Raw genomic sequence first — 16,294 nt, forward strand, 5'->3', positions numbered from 1 at the left:
CCGGTTGACCCCTATCGAGTACGAGACCATCATGACCCCACCGGCCAGTCAGGCCGCGTGACTGAAACTGTCACCTACCGGTGCAGCAGACCCGTGCGTGCTCCATCGTAGATGCTGCCAACCCTGGCAAGATCTCTCGCTGAGTGTGGCCCTACCTGCATAGACTGTGCCCTTCGTGCAGCGCTCTCGGATTCGGGGGGAGGTGAGTAGCGCTGATGGAGGAAGTGCAAGAGCTTCTGAACCTTCTGGCCAAGCGGAAGCTCTCCGTGGCGATCCTGACAGCTCTCCACGACGGGCCACTTCGCTACACCACGCTTCAACACGTGGTGTCGCGGGTCAAGGACGAGCCCGTGCACTCACGCACGCTGACCGACACCCTGAACTACCTCAGTGCCCAACAACTCGTCGAGCACCAGTACCACGGCGCGGACTACAGGCTCACTGCCGGAGGTCGAGAACTTGTCGACCTCCTTACCGAGATCAGGCGGTGGGAACGGCAGCACCGCGTCAGCGGCGACCAGTAGCCGGGCCAGGTGAACAGCCTCGCGACCGCCGGCCTCGGCATCTCAGGCGCCATCGTCGGAGTACCACTGGCGGCCGTCGCCTACGGAGTGCAAGCCTCCGGACCGGTCCGGATACCCGAACGTTGGTGGCTTGGCGGCGCGGCACGTCCCAGCGTCGTCATCGCCACCGCCGTCTGTGCGGGGGTTGCAGCCGCGATCGTTGGTGCCGTGATGCCGCCGACCGTCGGCCTTGTTTTCTATGCGCTCTTCGCTGTCATCGGCGTCGGGCTGGCAATCATCGACCTTCGTTGCCGAAGACTGCCCCATTGCCTCACTGGGGCGCTGTGGACCTCGTCTGGCCTGTATTTCGCCGTCGCGGCCCTCTCTAACGGCGAAATCGGACCCCTCGGGCGAGCCGCCGCCGCAGGCATCGCCACAGTCACGGGCATGCTCGTGATCGCCCTGTCCCTGCCCGGTCAGCTAGGGCTGGGAGATGTTGCGTTCGCGGGAGCAATCACCTTCAACCTTGGCTGGTTGAGCTGGTCAGCCGCGGGGCTCGGCCTCTTCACCGGACTGATCCTTCACAGCGTTTTTGCTGCCACACTTAAGCACTGGAGGGCCGGGTATGCCCTCACTCCAATGGGACCAGCCCTTATGGTTGGATGGCTCTTAACGGTCGCGCTCGGATGGCACGCCTTCGTGCTGACCGTCTAATTTTCTCAGCTGTTCCGCGAACGTCTCTAAATCAGGCGGCGAAGATCAGCCATTGCGCGCCGAATGACTTCTTGAGCTTCGACCCCAATCGCGGATTCACTGAGCAGGCGATCCATCACCGCCGAGTACGCTGCTGCTTCTTCGTGATGAAACATGTACTCACCGATGAAGGTCTCGACTATGGCAAGTTGAGGGCCAAGCAGAAGGAACGAGTTTTGAGGTGCGATCGAGAGTTGCCGTCCGAACGGCAGGATGCCCAGCGTGACATGTTGCATGTCAGCTAGGTGGATGAGCCTGTCTAGCTGCGCAAGCATGTCTAGCGGAGGGCACAGCAGAAGTCGCAGCGCGGCTTCTGAAATCACAAACTCAAAAGTTTTCGAAGTGTCATAGAGGGCCTGCTGCCGAGACATGCGGCGAGCTGTTGCGGAATCCACGTCGCCGGGGTCGGCACCGTGAAGTCGCACGCCTTCCTCGATTCGACTTCGAGCGTATCCAGGTGTCTGTAGTAAGCCTGGAATGTAGATGATCTCCGCGTTGCGGACGAGTGTTGCTCTGCTAACCAGCTGGTCGTAGTTCTGCTGGATCGCGGTCTGGCCGAGCCGGACTTGCTGCTTCCACTCCTGGTGCAATCCCTGAGCCTCGGCGAGAAGCGTCCTGAGTGTGGCTCCCGCGACATCAGAAGCATGGCAGACAGTTATCCAGCCATCCAGATCGTCATCGGTGGGCATCTGCTTGCCAGTCTCAATTTTCGAGACCTTGGATTGCGTCCAGCCCAACTGGCGTGCCATCTGGGCACCCGTAAGGCCGGCGCTGCGACGAAGCCCACGCAGATGTCCGGCCAACCCGCCGGGCCGTCGGAGCCAATCCTCAATCGAGTCCACTGTCAGGAACTTTTCTTCGATGCCGGGTATGCCTCGCCCGGATTAGCCGATGTGGGACTCGGAACTACTGTTCTGCAGGGCGAGACGCCACCAGTGAATGTGCTGACTTACGACCGTTGGGTCTGTGACTATCTCGCCTCCAAGCGGCTCGCCTCGATCGCTGAACCGCATCACGGCAAGGCGTTGTGAGTCAAAGAGCCACCAGTCGTCCTTGATTGGCAGGTCGATGCTCTCAGCTTTACTTCTGGGTATGTAGCGGATGACCTCGCCAGCGGCCGAGTTGAACTGGCCACTCCAGATCTCCCACCGTTGATAGTCGGTCGGAGGTTCGTTGAGGACGCGGACTCGTTCGACCTTCCGTCCCTGGGAGGTCACAGAACGAATTTGATCTAGCCATGCAGCATAAAACTCAAATTCGGTCACGGGACGCGGCTCACCGGCGAGGAACTCGTCTATCGACTGCTGTTCCTCTGCTACCTGGTAGACAGGTTGCACCTCAAGCCTGAATGCCGTTGAGGTGAAGTAGCGGAACAAATGATTGAAGTCGTCGCCGGTGAGCTGCTCGGGCATGGTCAGGATTCCCGCGCCACGATGCCTGCGATGACATCGGCAGGGACCTCGATGGCCGTTTCGTTCTCGCCGAGATCACGGAGGTTGGCGCGCGTCGCCTCGTCCAGCTGCCAGCCCTGGACTACATAGTTTCCGTTCTCGGCGCGGTACAGCGCGGGGCAGTTGCCTGTACCGCTTTCGCTCCACTTGCGAATGAACTCGAGTTGCATGTCGTCGCACCTCTCCCTCACCGCGCCGCTCCCGTCGTAGCGCGTGCGCAGGAGGATGCTCGCATACCCCCGAATTATTCGCAATATTCGAGGGCCCTGGCAGGGCTGGTGTGTGCCGGTGCAGCCAAGGGCTGGGCTCGCTGGCACTACTCGGGGGAGTAGTTCCTTGGCCCTAAGCGGCTGAGGTCAGGCCAGCCTGATGTGTGCTCACCGATGCCCTGGGACACGAGCCAAGAACTCAAGCCACGTCTTGCTGTCGAAGACCAGCGCGGGGCCTGCGGGATCCTTCGAGTCCCGGACGGCGACGCAAGGGCCAAGGTTGGTCGCAACCTCGACACAGCCTCCGTTGTCCTGGGAACGCCTGCTCTTGCGCCACCGAGCGCCGGACAGATCGGGTTTCAACGTTCACTCCTCGCGAAATCCTCGTACTGGTGGGCCACGGCCTCGATCAGCCGGGCGGACTCTTGCTTGCTGAGAGCGGAAGCGGTCATGTGGTTGTACGCAAGGTTGCAGCGATCCAGGTCGTCGGCCTTCTCCAGGTAGAGATTGCCCGCCTGGCACTCTACGTAGACCACAGGGCTGTGCAGGCGATCGTCGAAATCAAAGATAGTCATCGCGCCACGAGTGCCGGGGTACCCCCCGCTCTTGAAGGGCACGACCTGCACCGTGATCCACTGAGGCATGGCCAGTAGGTGCTTGAGCTGGGCAGCCATCACGTGAGAGCCGCCGACCTCACGGCGCAGGACACTCTCGTCCAGGATGGCCCATATCTCTGGAGGGTCGTCGCCGAGCAGCTTTTCCTGCCGTTCCATTCGGATCCGCACCTGTCGTTCGCGCTGGCCGTCGTCCGCGATGAGGGCGACGGTGCCGGCGATGGCGCGGGCATACTCCTCGGTCTGCAGGAGACCGTGGATGACCATCGGCTCATAGGCCCTGATTCTGGTCGCCGCACTCTCGATGCCGAGGAAGGTCGCGAAGGGGGCAGGCACCGCCCCAAACTTTGACCACCATCCACGTTGTTTCCCGAGCTTCTGCAGCGCATACAGCTCGGTGCGCAGCTGCTCGTCCGCCACATCGTAAGTAGTGAGCATCAACTCCAGCTCGGCCCGTACAACGCCGACCTCGCCGGCCTCGATCTTCTGAATCTTGCTCACAGAGCAACCAAGGCGGTCTGCGATCTGACTCTGGGATACGCGCGCCCCCTCGCGTAGAGCGCTGAGTTGCTCGCCGAGCTGCCACCTCGGGATGGTCGGGCCGATTGGCCTGGGCATGGGGCTCCTCCTTGGGGCCAGCAGTATCGCGACGTCCGGTGCTCCCGACCCAGCGCGAAACCACAGCACGGCTCGTGGAGCGTACATCCCCTGGGCAGCGATCCGGAGACGCAAAGTTACATCAGAAGATTGACATCCCTAGTGCAGAATGCCACGCTGCATGCGGAGAATATATTCTCCGCAGGATGTCAGCGATGGCCAATCGCCTGGTCAGGAGGGAGCTGGGGATGAAGGTCCTAGCGGGAGACTGCAGTTCGCACGTAACAGGCAAGGTGCCGCCTCGTGGCTGACTTGGGACTGTCGCTGGCGGTCACCCTCGCGGCGCATGATCGCGCAGCAGATCACTTCTGGTCGTTCATGGAGGACCGGGGCGTTCGGTTACTCCCGCCCCCGGCTGCGCCGATGTTCTTCTCAACGCTTGGGCAGCTGATCGCGAATCGGGGTGATCCTGCCGGTCGGCGTGCTGCCGTGGCCGTGTTGGGTCGAATGTATCGGCGTTTCGAGCTACAGCCGTATCACGCTACGGCCATTGCGGCTGCTTTGATCGATACCGTGCGCCGGTTCGCAGGCGACGGCTGGGAGCCCGAGCTGGCGAGCGATTGGGAGCGGGGGTGCCGCCGGGCGCTTCGGCTCGCGGAGCGAGCGGCGGGGGCGCTGGGCGATGGTCCGCACGTGACGCCCGGCGAGGTGGAGACGTACGAGGCGGTCTCTGACGGCGTAGCGGTGTTGACTGTCCGGCCGATGCGGCGGCTCAGGTACATGCCTGGTCAGGCGATGCCGGTGTGTACGCCTCGACTGCCCGGAATGTGGAGGTGGTATTCCCCGGCCAACGCTCCGCGCCCGGATGGGCGGGTGGAGTTTCACGTCCGTGCCGTCGCCGGAGGTGTGGTATCACCCGTGCTGGTCGATCGGGTAGCACCTGGGGACATGCTGTGGCTGGGGCCGGCTTGCGACGTGGGACTGTCACTGGAGGCCGCCGGTGACGCCGACCTGCTGTTGGCGGCTGGCGGCACGGGGCTTGCGCCGCTGCGGGCTCTGGTCGAACAAGTCGCCGCGTCGCCAAGCGGCCGTCAGGTGACGTTGGTGGTGGGGGCGCGGACCCTACTCGACCTTTACGACGCGGTCGCGTTACACAAGCTTGAGCTGGCACATGGTGACTGGCTCACGGTTGTGCCGGCTCTCTCCGATGACCGTGATGTTGAGCCAGCCGCGCAGGGCGATCTGCTCAGCATGGCCCTGTATCTCCATAAGCCAGGGCAGGCGTTCTATGTCTGCGGCCCGCCGCAATTGATCGAGGCGGCGCGGAAGCGACTGCCTTTCGCGGGGGTTCCCACGGACAGCCTGCACCTCGCCGCGACCTTTCAACGCGCACTCGATTCGGCGCTATGGGGGTCTCGCCGCGGCTCGCCGGACACCGCCTACCTGGCGTCCGCGCTGCGGACGGCCGATGACGGTAGCGGGCTCGGCCTCTCCCTGAGGGATGCGCGATGAGGCTGATGGAGACGGCGGTCCGTTGCGCGACCGACGAGGACGTCGACGCCTTGTCCATGGTCCTAGCTGACGCGCTGATGGCCCAGACCCTGGGTGTATGGCTGGTACCAGCTCGGGCCAAGCGTCCGCCGGTTGTGCGTCGCTACGCGCGGCTCGTGTTGATGCAGGGGCTGGAGCATGGCCGAGTCGATATGACCGGCGATCGTGCGGCGGTTGCGGTTTGGTATTCGCGGCTGGAGCCATCACCGCCGGCCGCGCCTTGGATGTACGACCTGCACCGGCTCCTCGGCCCGCACGCGGGCCGATTCGCCTTGCTACACGCATACGTCGATGGGCTGCGTCCACACCGCCCGCACCACCAGCTCGCTCACGTCGCGGTCCGTCCGGGGCACGAGGACGCCGCACGGGCGTTGCTGGCCACCCACCACCAGACCCTGGACCTCGCGGGGCTGCCGTCGTGTGCGGAGTACAGCAGCGACCGGCCCCGAGACGGACTGCTCGCGCGAGTCGGTTATCAACCGCGCTCGCCGGTCCTGCTTGCGCCAGGAGGTCCCGTCTTGTGGCGGATGTGGCGCCCTCAACCCGGCGACGAGCAGCCCTGCGGAGCGGCTGGCGGTGGACTTCCGCCGCGAGTCCGCCTTGACCGCACCGCGACTCCTTTCCATGGCCGCGTCCTCCCGGCTGCGCCGCGGCGTTTTCCCTGAGAACCCAGTAAGGCACGGATTCATTACCTGCTGGCGGCGACGTCTCGACCGGCGGGCCACTTCATCACGCCCAGATACCGAAGGAAGGCACCCCTCATGCTGACCCGAGCCACTCAGCCCACCACCGCACTCCGACCACGAGGTCCCGCCTTATGGCGGTGGGTGACAGTCGGAATCGGCATGGCCAGCACCAGCACCGACACCGACCTCACGCTCACGGACGACGTGACGTCGACCGAGTACGCGTGGGGGTACGCCGTCCGGCGTGAGTGGCCGGGCGGGACCCACGACCTGTTCGGGTTCACGCCTGACGCGGACACTGCGATCCGCCGGCTCGACCGCGACCGGAGCTTCTGGCGCGGCGGTCCGGTACGGCCGATGGCCGTGTACGTCGTGCCCGCCAACGCCGCCGATGTCGACTCGCATCCGGTGGATGGCTGCCGCATGGTGGGGTGCCCGGACTCGCCGGAGCGGGGGCAGCGGTGAAGTCGGCGCAGGTGCAGGTGGGTCTGGCGCGGCGGACGCTGACTCCGTTCGGGTTGTGGATGTTTGGAGCGGCGGCGTCGGCGCCCATGGTGGTGCTCAGCGGAGGCATCGTCGCCACGTATGCGACGACGAGGGTGACGGCCCTGCCTCTAACCTTCGGGTTGGTCGCGGGCGTTGTTGCGGTGCTCGCGGTGGGGTACGCGGCGATGGCTCGCCAGCTGGGGCATCCGGCGGCCTATTACGGGATCCTCGCGCACGGGCTGGGCCGTAGTTGGGGTGTCGCTGCCGGCATGGTCGCGCTGGTGGCCTACAACGCCATCCAGATCAGCCTGTACGGGCCGTTCGGCGCGACGATGGCCGACCACCTCGGCGGCACCTGGTGGGTGTGGGCGGGCATCGCCCTGGTCGTCGTCGGGGTGCTCGGTGTACGGGCGATCGTGCTGTCGACCCGTGTCTTGGCCGTCGTGCTGGCGGTGTCGTTGCTGATCGTCGCGGCGTTCGTCCTGGCCGGGGTGGGACAGCCAGCCGGCGGGGAGGTGTCCTGGGACGGCTTCCACGCCTCGGGTCTGGCGGTCAGCGGGATCGGCGGCGCGGTCGCCTTCGGCGTAGCCGCGCTGATGGGCTTCGACGCGCCGGGGTCGCTCGTCGAGGAGGCCGTCGACCGTAGGTCAGTTGGCCGGGCCACCGTCGGCGGGGCACTCGTTCTCGGCGGGGTGTATGCCGTTGCCGCGTTCGCGATGGGGGTGGCGGTCGGCCCGGACGTCGTTGGAGAGGTGGCCGCTGATCCGGCGTCCGGGTTGCCGTTCTCGGTCCTGACGCGCCTGGGCAGCTGGTGGACGGCCCTCGCGAACGTGGTGCTGATCTTCGCGATCGTCACGTCGATGCTGGCGTTCCATGCGGTGCTCGCCCGGTATGTGTTCGCCATGGCCCGGGAGAAGGTACTGCCGGCGGGTCTTGCCCGGACCGGTAGCGCGACCCGGGTTAGTGCGCCGCGTGGGGGGTCGTTGATGCAGACGGCCGTCGCGGCGGTGGTGGTGGTGGTGTTCGCAGTCAGCGGTGCTGACCCGGTGGCGGTGATGTTCACGTGGCTGTCGGCGTTGGGGGCGATGGGCCTGCTGTGTCTGCTGCTGGCCGCGTCGGTGGCCGCGATGACGGCACCGGCCAGGGTGCGCGGCCCGCAGGCCGGCGCGTGGGAGTGGCGGCTCGCGCCCGCCCTAGGCGTGCTCGGCGGGTCGGTGGTGCTCGCGCTGATGGTCGGCAACGCCGGCTCTCTGCTCGGTGCCGCACCCGGATCGCTGCATCCGTTCCTGCTGCCCGTGATCCTCCTGGCCACCGCCGTTGCGGGCGGAGTGTGGGCCGGGCATCTGCGCCAGGCCCGCCCGGAGGTCTACGCCGGCATCGGCCGTGGCACACCAAAGAGGCATGCCGTTCCCGACGCCATGAACCTTTCGATCTGAGGAAGCGATAATGAGGACCCAAGCGGCTACGTCACCCGGCGGGCACTACGGCGTCGACCCCCTGGACCCGCGCTGGCAAGCGGGCTACCCGCCCGCAGCGCCACCTGCCGACCACCCCGAGCCTGCGGTCACTGTGCCGCCGCCCGGCTACGGCGCGGCACCTGTCCCCACCGGGTACCAGCGGCCACCCGACGCCGCCGTTCCCCCGATCCCGCCCCCAGGCCCGGCCGGCTATGACCACCGCTCTGCCGACGGCGAGGTGCCGGCTGACCTGCGCTGGGCGGACCTGCGCCTGCAGGTCGTGTACCGGTCCAAGCGGCTGAACACCGGCCACCTTATTGAGGCCGATCAGGCGTTCGGGGGGCGCGGCGCGGTCGGCCCTCACGCGTTGATGCTGTTCTTCGTCTCCGACGCGCCCAACGAGCCGCACGGCTACCGCTTGCACACCGCCCACCGCACGTGGCCGCAGTCGCCGGACTCCGATGTCTTGCCGCAACTGCTCGCGGAGATGGCTGAGGTGGCCGCGGACAACATCGCCTCCATCGGACGCGAGTGGAGTCCCCTCGGTCCAGAGGGTTCCATGGTCAACGGCGGGGACATGACCCTGCCTCCAGGGGCATGGTACGTCGGCGTGGGTGTCAGCACCCTCGACTCCGACCAGGGCCGCTGGTACCAAGTCGCCCGGACACTGCGCGACGCCGCCGCCGCTGGCCGCTACATGTCGGCGTTCAACCTCAAAGGGCAGTGCTACGTCCTGTTGACCGACGGCACCGCCCTGCACATCGACCGCGACCCGCAAGCCCGAGTCGGCGACGACGGCGTGCGCTGTAACAAAACCCTCAACCCGGACCGGATCACCTACTACAACCCGTACGAGCACCTCACCGAGCAGGGCGACGACGAGACCCGCGACATCTGGCGGCAGCTCGGCGCGCTTCACCACACCCTCACTACGCACCTGCTCGCGGGGCGGCGGGCGTGACCGGTCATCAGAGCCTCAGCTTCGCCGACGCCGCGGACCTCAGCCGCGCGCCGATCGACGTCACGGTCGTCATTGACCACCTGATCCACGAGGCCGACGCAGCCGCACCAACGAGCATCGGGTTTCCCGGCGCCGTAGACCTCGACTATGGCGAGGTCTTGACCCGCCTCGGCAACCGGCTGTGGAACAACATCGGCGACCCAACGGACCTCGGCGGGATCGCCCATACCCGAGTGCTGGAGAGGGCCGTCATCGCCTGGGTCGCCGACACCCTCGCCATGCCGCGCGATGACCGGTGGGGCTACGTCACCACCGGCGGCACCGAAGGCAATCTGTCCGCCTTGCACGCCGCCTACCGTCGCCACCCGAGCGCACGCGTCTACTACTCGACCGCCGCCCACTACTCGATCCCCAAGATCGTCCACTTGCTCGGGGCGCGGGGCGTAGTCGTCAACGCGAACCCGGGCGGAGAGATGGACTACGCACACCTCGCCGCGCAGGTCCGCCGCCGCCGACGCTGGCCCGCCATCGTGGTGGCCACCGCCGGCACCACCCTGACCGAAGCCGTGGACGACACCGCCTCCATCCGCGCCGTCCTCGACGAACACGAGGTCATCGGGCACCTCCACGTCGACGCGGCCCTGTCCGGCATTCCGCTCGCCCTCGACGGACAACTACGACTCGATGACGGCAGCGGTATCGGCAGCATCGCCATCAGCGGCCACAAATTCCTGGGCGTGCCAACGCCATGCGGAGTCGTGCTCAATCGCGAAAGCGTCCGCAAGTACGGCAACCAGATTCCATACACGGACACGCTCGACACCACCATCACCGGCTCCCGCTGCGGCCTGGCCGCCGCCTTGCTCTGGCACGCCATCGCCGCCCTCGGCCACGAAGGGCACCGCTGGCGAGCGACCCAAGCCCGCCGCCTCGCGGCCTATGCCGTCGATCAGCTCACTGCCGTCGGCTGGCCTGCCTGGCGATACCCGCATGCCTTCACCGTTGTCCTGCCTACCCCACCCGAGCAGGTGCGCAAGAAGTGGCTGCTTGCCTGTGACGGAGCCGTCAGCCATCTCATCTGCATGCCCGGAATCACCCACGGTCAGATCGACGCCTTCGTCGCCGACCTCGCCGCCACTGCCCAACCGCGGCTGATCCCGCGACCTCGACCGCGACCGGACGGCCCACCAACCCCGAGCAGGACGTCATGAGCCCCAGGCCCCTCTCAAGCCGTCTCGGCGAGGCCACGGCCGCACCCCGTGCCGTCCCTATGGGCGGCGTGAACACCCGCACCCCGCCGCTGTTGTGCGTCGCCGCCCCTGGCCAGTGGGCACACCGCAATGCCGTTGGGATGGCCGTCCTTGCCGTGGCTCTCATCACGGGGCAGATGCCACCACCTAGCCAACAGTCACCGCCGCTGCTCGCCGCAGCTCATGCTTGCAGCGTTCCGTCGCCGAACGAGGATCTCGCTGGCACCGCGCGCACCCCGCCGCCGACGATGCTGCGGTCCGGTCAGCCGGCTCGCCCGATCCTGCTGCGCCTCGCGCACCAACCAGCAGAGGACCCCTGCGATTCGGTCAGCGGCCGATTTAACGTGGTGCACCATCGCGCCTGGTACGCCAACGATGGCGAGCAGAGCACACGGCAGGTCGTGCGCTGGTACGCCGACGACGACTCCGGCGCGGAACTGATGACCCAGCACCCGAGCTTCGGGTTCGGGGTCATGCGCGACTTCTGGCCGCCAGGGTGGTTGGACGACAGGGATCTGTCCCGCGCATACCGCAGCACCGATTGGCTCCGTGCCCGGGCACGCCTGCAGAACGGGCACGCTGACAGGAACACGGGACTCGTGGCCGGTATCGCCGCGCTCGCCACCTGGCACAGCCCCGGCCCGCCGCAACGCGCCCTCGCCGTGCAGGCCCTCGCCGACACCAGCGGGCTGACCGCCCACCCCAACACGCTCGACCTCGCCGGCCGCACCGGCATCGCCCTGAGCGCCACCAGCGACGACGGCCGCAATCGGCACCTGCTGATCCTGCACCCCAGCACCGGAGCGGTCTTGGCCTACGAGCGCGCCACCCTCACGCCTGCAGGCTGGCGGACAGGGGTCTACCTACTCCTGCTCACCCACACCCACGCCAAGCGCCGTTGGTGGGAGCCATCCACCACCCACGCACCACTCCCGGCCCACCCGGGCCAGCTGGAGATGCCTCGCCGCTCCGGTGTGTGGCTTGTCCCCGGCGAGTACCCCTGCACGCCCGAACCCTGATCACGAGAGGGAGCACCGTGACGACAACCGCTCACAACGGCCAGGTACACCCAGCCCGACTACGCGAACTGCTCGACCCAACCATCGGGCATGAGCTGGACAAGCTCGACATCCGCCCCGGGCATCACGTGCTTGAAATCGGCGCCGGTACCGGCGCCATCACCGCCCGCCTCGCCCGCCTCGTCGGCAACTACGGCACGGTCAGCGCGGTCGACAACGACACCAGCTGCCTCAACCCGACCGCCGTCATCAACGTCTACCACCGCGACCTTGGCCGCGACTCCCTTCCCGGCGAGCCCAACCGCTTTCACCTCGTCGTCGCCCGATGGCTGCACGGCGCACTACCGCACCCGGTCCAGGTGCTGGAGCAGATGATCACCCGGCTACGTCCCGGCGGCTGGCTCGTCCTGGCCGACGTCACCGGCACCCCACCGCGTGTCTTCAGAGCACCCGGTGACGACGCCGCCCTCATCCACGCCGTTCTGCGGCGCGTCTACCGCACCATCGCCGGGCCGGACGCCGCCGCAACCTGGACGACCGACACCCCCGCACTCCTCGTCGCCAAGAACATGGCGCAGGTCTGCGCCCACACGATCACCGAGACCTGGACCGGCAACGGCCCCGGATGCCAGCTGCTCGCCGACGCGGTCAACCAGCTCCGCCCCGTCCTGCTCACACCCGAGATCACCAACACCGCCCTCGATCGGTTCGTCACCCTCATGTCCGACCCCGGCGTGGTCCTCGGCTCCTACGAAAGCAGGGCAATCCACGCCCGTAAGGCCACCTGAGCTACGCGGCCTCGACCCCTCCAAACCGGGGCCGTCGTGATGCTGTCGCCCCACCAGGACCCACCCAGTCGTGGCCGCGAGGCAACTACCAGACCGCCTGCTGTTCATGACCAGACGCGGCAGCCCGGCCCGGTCAGCCGTGTCGACTGCCACCTCGCAAAGACCTGCCCGATTTCCTCCACGTCAAGGAGCTATCGCCATGACCAACACTGGGCTAGCTACCCCGGCCAGCCTGCCTACTGAAGTCGCTGCTCTGCGTCCGATCAGGGCCGACCTGATGGAACGGCTGCGGCACGAGGCGCTCACCGTGCCGGGCAACTGGGTCGTCGAATATGGCGACTATCAGAACGGCGGCTGGCACACCCTGTCGCTGCTCAACGACACCGGTAATCCGCGTGACGTCACCATCCGCGATTGCCCCGAGCCGGTTGCTACAGGCTTGCTTACTCGCATGCCTGCTGTGCGGGAGTTACTCGCCGAGCTTGGGTTGCGGTGCATGTGGGCGCGGCTTGCCCGGCTGGAGGCCGGAGCCTTCCTCTGGGAGCACCGCGACTACGGCGAATTGAACGACGTGGAACGTCATCGGGTGCACGTGCCGCTGGTGACGAACTCGTCGGCGTACCTGATCCTCGGCGGGACGAAAGTGCACATGAGCGATGGCCGGGTGTGGCGGTTGACGCCGACCAGCCCGCATGGGGTGTGCAACCGATTCGGCCCGGCACGGATTCACCTGGTGATCGACTGCTATGCCGACGATGCGTTCACCGCCTTGAACGCCAGCGCGGATTCCGTCGCGGACTCGGTGGCGGCGTTGCCCACACCCGCCGCCGATGAGCTGGAAGAACACGTGGCGACGGCATCCGGCCTGGCGCAGCTCGGCTACGACCGGGCCGCCGAGACCACCCTGCTGGAGCTGTTCTACCGCTACGCGCTTCCGGAAGGGCAGGTCTACGACTTGATCGCGCTCATGTATGCCGCGTTACACCGGGACGAAGACGCCGAACGGTGGCGGTCAAAGAAGGCCATCATGCTCGGCCACGCCTGACCATCGACCTCTCCCGAGGAAAGGACCAGTCGCCGTGAGTACCCTCCTGGACACCGTTGCCGCTGCCAACCTGCCACACCAGTTCGAGCTGTTGGAGAAGTCGGTCGAGGTGCTGTCACACAGCCCGGCCGTACAGTCCCTACACGTTCGAGGGTCGCTAGCAGCGGGCACCGCCGACCGCCTGTCGGACCTGGACTTCATCGTCGCCGTACACGATCCGAGCTTCGCGTCGTTCATCCAGGTCGCCGATGCCCTGATGACCGCCGAACTCGGCGCAGTCCTGCCGGGATGGCGGGACACCATCGTCGCCCAAATGGGCGGCCTCGGTTACGTCTACCTCGTCGCCGACGGCCGGAAGCTGTACCAGGTCGACCTCTACATCGTGCCGGTCAGCCGCCTCGACACCGTGTTGGCCCGGACTACGGCCATGCCGGTCTACCTCGCCGACGGGGCAACCAGCCGCCCGCACAGCCACGTCGACTGGGTCATCAACAGCACACTGGAGCGCCCGCACACCCCCAGCGAGCTATTGGTGGAGATCCTCGTACTCGGCCACATGATCCGCAAACGCATCGCCCGGGGGCAGCGGTTCATCGCGTACGCGGAGATGTTTGCCCTTCACACGGCGGTAAAGAACCTGATCAAGGCGGTGCTCGCGCCCGGATCGTCGTTCTACGGCTGGTACCAGCTCCCTGAGGAGGTTGGCTCCACCCCGATCGGACGGCGATGCCTCGCCGACTTGGAGCGCCTCATCACCGGCAACGCGGTTCCCACCGGCGGGGACCTCGCGGCAGCGCTGAGTACCGCGCTGACCGTTGCCGAACGTGCGGCCCCGACGATCCTGGAGCCGCTGCGCCCGGCCATCGACGCCTACTGGCACTACCTGGAATTCGCATGAGCGCCACCAGTCCCGGCGTGCCGACCAGGCCCGGCCACGCCGTGTTCTTCGGCGGCTGCGTACCGGCCTCCCGGCAGGAGGAACGCCTCGCCTATGACATAGGGGCAACCCTGGCAGGGCAGGGCCTCACGCTGCTACACGGCGGCTACAACGGCCTGATGGAACACGCCGCCCACGGAGCCGTCGAAGGCGGCGGATCGGTCGTCGCGGTCACCCTGGCAGGTGCGGCATGGGGGGCCTTCAACCCCCACGTCACCACCGTGACCCACCAGCCCACCATGGGTGCCCGAATGCATACCTATCTCGACAACGCCAGCGTGATCGTGTCCATGGCCGGCGGCGTCGGCACCCTGCACGAGCTGACCGCCGCCCTCTGGTACGCCGGGAACATTCGTCCGGTCCCGGTCGTCGTCGCCGGGCCGACCGCCCGCCGCCTGCTGGCCTTCCTGCGCGACGAGCGATGGGTCTACAGCTCACCGACGCGTCCGCTGGACTTCCTGCACGAGGTCGATTCCGCGGCCGACCTGATCCCCGTACTCGATCGCGACGAGTCGCGGAGCCCGGCATGGTGAGGCCCACCGGCGATATCGCCGGTCAGGTCCTTGCCCTCGGCACCGTCGCTGAGCCCTACGCTCTGCCGGACGGCACGGTGATCAGCTCGTACTTCGATGAGTATCGGGTCGCCGGCGACCCGAAGATGCTGGGTGACGTCGGGCGGGCACTGGCCGAACTGCTGCCCCCTCGCGTCGAGGTGGTGGCCGGGCTGGAGCTGGGTGGGGTGCCGTTCGCGCTCGCGGTCTCCGCCGTCACGCGGCTGCCCCTCGTCCTGATCCGGAAGGTCATCAAGCCCTACGGCACCCGACGCCAGGTCGAAGGCCACCCGCTTGTCGGCCAGCGGGTCGCCATGATCGATGACGTGGTGCGGTCAGGGCGGCAGATCCTGACCGCAGCCGACGCGCTGAAAGCGGCCGGTGGCCTGCCGACGGCGGCAGTCGCGGTACTGACACGCCCCGGCCCCGCCCGCGCCGTGCTGGCCGAACGCGGGATCTCGCTGGACTGCATGCTTCCCGAGGTGCCCCAGCATGATTCGCTGGCGACGGTGATGCGCCGATGATCGGGGCAGTGCTCTTCGACCTCGACGGCGTGATCGTGGACAGCCGCGCTTTGGTGGCCGCCGCGCTGTCCGACGTGGCAACGAACGTGCTCGGACGTAGACCGGACCATCGTGCGGTGGCCGAATTGATCCACCTACCCCCGGTGCAGGCGCTCGGCATCCTCGGCCTGACCGACCCGGTCGGGGCATTCGATGACGGCTTCGACCTCGCCTACGCCGCCCACGCCGCGAACGCCGCCCTCGTACCCGGCATCGTGCGTGCGATGCGACGACTCCGCATGAACGGGATGCGCCAAGCGGTCGTCACGCTCCAACGACGGCACCGCATCGCGCTACTGGGTCTTGGTGTCGTAACCACGCTGATGGACACATTCGTGACGTTCGAGGACGCCAAGCCTAAACCCGCACCGGACCCGGTACTGGCCGCACTCTTCCGACTGAACGTGCCCCCGCACGAGGCGTGGTTCGTCGGGGACACCGTGACCGACATCGTCGCCGGGCACGCGGCGGGAGTCCGGGTTGCCGGCGCGGCGTGGGGCTACTCCAGCGCCGAGGTGCTTGAACAAGCCGGGGCCGATGTGGTGCTCACCGACCCGGCGCAGATCGAGGCAGTCGCCCTGGAGCAGGCGATCGTCACGGTAGGCTACGCTGGCAGTGCCAGCGGCAGCGCCGCGCCACCAGGGACAGCATCGGTGAGCAGCGGCGCGATAGGCAACAGGGATAGGACAACGCGTGATGGGCATGGTGGGGCGGCGAGCTAGCCGCGCCGAGCTGGGGAACGAGGACAGCGTCCTCGCCTGACCCCCTCGGCCCAGCTCGGCGTGACCTGACATCCCACCGCTGTTCCCTCGCGAACCCGCCTGGACGGACACCGGCGAGGACCCCGCCCGCGCTGCTCCGCGCAGGTGGGGT

At 67.2% G+C, this 16,294-nt stretch carries 20 protein-coding genes and 1 pseudogene; 15 read left to right on the forward strand and 6 right to left on the reverse strand.

Annotated features, from left to right (window positions below; translation table 11 throughout):
* Positions 1–215: 215 nt before the first annotated feature.
* Both ACLQ28_RS31355 and ACLQ28_RS31360 read left to right on the forward strand, forming a co-directional pair.
* Positions 216–524: a winged helix-turn-helix transcriptional regulator gene (locus tag ACLQ28_RS31355; RefSeq protein ID WP_425689873.1), complete on the forward strand. Its 309-nt coding sequence runs from the start codon at positions 216–218 to the stop codon at positions 522–524.
* A 9-nt stretch (positions 525–533) separates the two neighbouring features.
* Positions 534–1,217 carry a prepilin peptidase gene (locus tag ACLQ28_RS31360; RefSeq protein ID WP_425689874.1) on the forward strand — a complete coding sequence of 228 codons (684 nt, stop codon included), beginning with the start codon at positions 534–536 and terminating at the stop codon, positions 1,215–1,217.
* 26 nt (positions 1,218–1,243) lie between these two features.
* Here ACLQ28_RS31360 and ACLQ28_RS31365 read toward each other — a convergent pair whose 3' ends face one another.
* The 5 genes from ACLQ28_RS31365 to ACLQ28_RS31385 form a co-directional block, all read right to left on the reverse strand.
* A complete protein-coding gene (locus ACLQ28_RS31365) occupies positions 1,244–2,098 on the reverse strand; it encodes a helix-turn-helix domain-containing protein (protein ID WP_425689875.1) in 855 nt (284 codons plus the stop codon).
* A 42-nt stretch (positions 2,099–2,140) separates the two neighbouring features.
* Positions 2,141–2,668 (reverse strand): DUF6879 family protein, encoded by a 528-nt coding sequence (locus ACLQ28_RS31370; protein WP_425689876.1) that lies wholly within the window; start codon positions 2,666–2,668, stop codon positions 2,141–2,143.
* Between the two features lie 2 nt (positions 2,669–2,670).
* On the reverse strand, positions 2,671–2,877 hold the full coding sequence (locus tag ACLQ28_RS31375) for a hypothetical protein (protein ID WP_354945072.1): 207 nt from the start codon (positions 2,875–2,877) through the stop codon (positions 2,671–2,673).
* 207 nt (positions 2,878–3,084) lie between these two features.
* Positions 3,085–3,279, reverse strand: a complete 195-nt coding sequence (locus ACLQ28_RS31380) for a DUF397 domain-containing protein (protein ID WP_425689877.1) — start codon at positions 3,277–3,279, stop codon at positions 3,085–3,087.
* Positions 3,276–4,148, reverse strand: a complete 873-nt coding sequence (locus tag ACLQ28_RS31385) for a helix-turn-helix domain-containing protein (RefSeq protein WP_425689878.1) — start codon at positions 4,146–4,148, stop codon at positions 3,276–3,278. The genes ACLQ28_RS31380 and ACLQ28_RS31385 overlap by 4 nt, the downstream gene beginning before the upstream one ends.
* Positions 4,149–4,634: 486 nt before the next feature.
* On the opposite strand from ACLQ28_RS31385, the pseudogene ACLQ28_RS31390 reads away from it, so the two are divergent.
* Positions 4,635–5,069 (forward strand): annotated as a pseudogene (locus tag ACLQ28_RS31390) (FAD-binding oxidoreductase); the annotation flags it as partial.
* 6 nt (positions 5,070–5,075) lie between these two features.
* A complete protein-coding gene (locus ACLQ28_RS31395; RefSeq protein WP_425689917.1) occupies positions 5,076–5,639 on the forward strand; it encodes a hypothetical protein in 564 nt (187 codons plus the stop codon).
* 314 nt (positions 5,640–5,953) lie between these two features.
* Here the strand turns inward: ACLQ28_RS31395 and ACLQ28_RS31400 are convergent, their stop codons facing one another.
* Entirely contained in the window at positions 5,954–6,304 is a 351-nt protein-coding gene (locus ACLQ28_RS31400; RefSeq protein WP_425689879.1) for a hypothetical protein, read from the reverse strand.
* Positions 6,305–6,523: 219 nt separating this feature from the next.
* Between ACLQ28_RS31400 and ACLQ28_RS31405 the strand changes: the two genes are divergently transcribed.
* The 11 genes from ACLQ28_RS31405 to ACLQ28_RS31455 all read left to right on the forward strand — a co-directional run bounded on the left by ACLQ28_RS31405 (position 6,524) and on the right by ACLQ28_RS31455 (position 16,143).
* Positions 6,524–6,829 carry a hypothetical protein gene (locus ACLQ28_RS31405; protein ID WP_355493824.1) on the forward strand — a complete coding sequence of 102 codons (306 nt, stop codon included), beginning with the start codon at positions 6,524–6,526 and terminating at the stop codon, positions 6,827–6,829.
* A gap of 11 nt (positions 6,830–6,840) precedes the next feature.
* Entirely contained in the window at positions 6,841–8,286 is a 1,446-nt protein-coding gene (locus ACLQ28_RS31410) for an APC family permease (RefSeq protein ID WP_425689918.1), read from the forward strand.
* Positions 8,287–8,296: 10 nt separating this feature from the next.
* Positions 8,297–9,268 (forward strand): hypothetical protein, encoded by a 972-nt coding sequence (locus ACLQ28_RS31415; protein ID WP_425689880.1) that lies wholly within the window; start codon positions 8,297–8,299, stop codon positions 9,266–9,268.
* Complete coding sequence (locus ACLQ28_RS31420; protein WP_425689881.1) at positions 9,265–10,479, forward strand: histidine decarboxylase; 1,215 nt, start codon at positions 9,265–9,267, stop codon at positions 10,477–10,479. The genes ACLQ28_RS31415 and ACLQ28_RS31420 overlap by 4 nt, the downstream gene beginning before the upstream one ends.
* 176 nt (positions 10,480–10,655) lie before the next feature.
* Positions 10,656–11,537, forward strand: a complete 882-nt coding sequence (locus ACLQ28_RS31425) for a hypothetical protein (RefSeq protein WP_425689882.1) — start codon at positions 10,656–10,658, stop codon at positions 11,535–11,537.
* A 17-nt stretch (positions 11,538–11,554) separates the two neighbouring features.
* Positions 11,555–12,325, forward strand: coding sequence for a class I SAM-dependent methyltransferase (locus ACLQ28_RS31430; protein WP_425689883.1), 771 nt, complete (start codon positions 11,555–11,557; stop codon positions 12,323–12,325).
* 199 nt (positions 12,326–12,524) lie between these two features.
* Complete coding sequence (locus ACLQ28_RS31435) at positions 12,525–13,370, forward strand: aspartyl/asparaginyl beta-hydroxylase domain-containing protein (protein ID WP_425689884.1); 846 nt, start codon at positions 12,525–12,527, stop codon at positions 13,368–13,370.
* Positions 13,371–13,404: 34 nt separating this feature from the next.
* Positions 13,405–14,268 carry a hypothetical protein gene (locus tag ACLQ28_RS31440; RefSeq protein ID WP_425689885.1) on the forward strand — a complete coding sequence of 288 codons (864 nt, stop codon included), beginning with the start codon at positions 13,405–13,407 and terminating at the stop codon, positions 14,266–14,268.
* On the forward strand, positions 14,265–14,840 hold the full coding sequence (locus ACLQ28_RS31445) for an LOG family protein (RefSeq protein ID WP_425689886.1): 576 nt from the start codon (positions 14,265–14,267) through the stop codon (positions 14,838–14,840). Before ACLQ28_RS31440 ends, ACLQ28_RS31445 begins: the two co-directional genes overlap by 4 nt.
* On the forward strand, positions 14,834–15,382 hold the full coding sequence (locus tag ACLQ28_RS31450) for an orotate phosphoribosyltransferase (protein ID WP_355493831.1): 549 nt from the start codon (positions 14,834–14,836) through the stop codon (positions 15,380–15,382). Before ACLQ28_RS31445 ends, ACLQ28_RS31450 begins: the two co-directional genes overlap by 7 nt.
* Positions 15,379–16,143, forward strand: coding sequence for an HAD family hydrolase (locus ACLQ28_RS31455; protein ID WP_425689887.1), 765 nt, complete (start codon positions 15,379–15,381; stop codon positions 16,141–16,143). Before ACLQ28_RS31450 ends, ACLQ28_RS31455 begins: the two co-directional genes overlap by 4 nt.
* Positions 16,144–16,294 lie beyond the last annotated feature (151 nt).

The sequence above is a fragment of the Micromonospora sp. DT201 genome (assembly GCF_049841575.1).
Taxonomy (GTDB): Bacteria; Actinomycetota; Actinomycetes; order Mycobacteriales; family Micromonosporaceae; genus Micromonospora.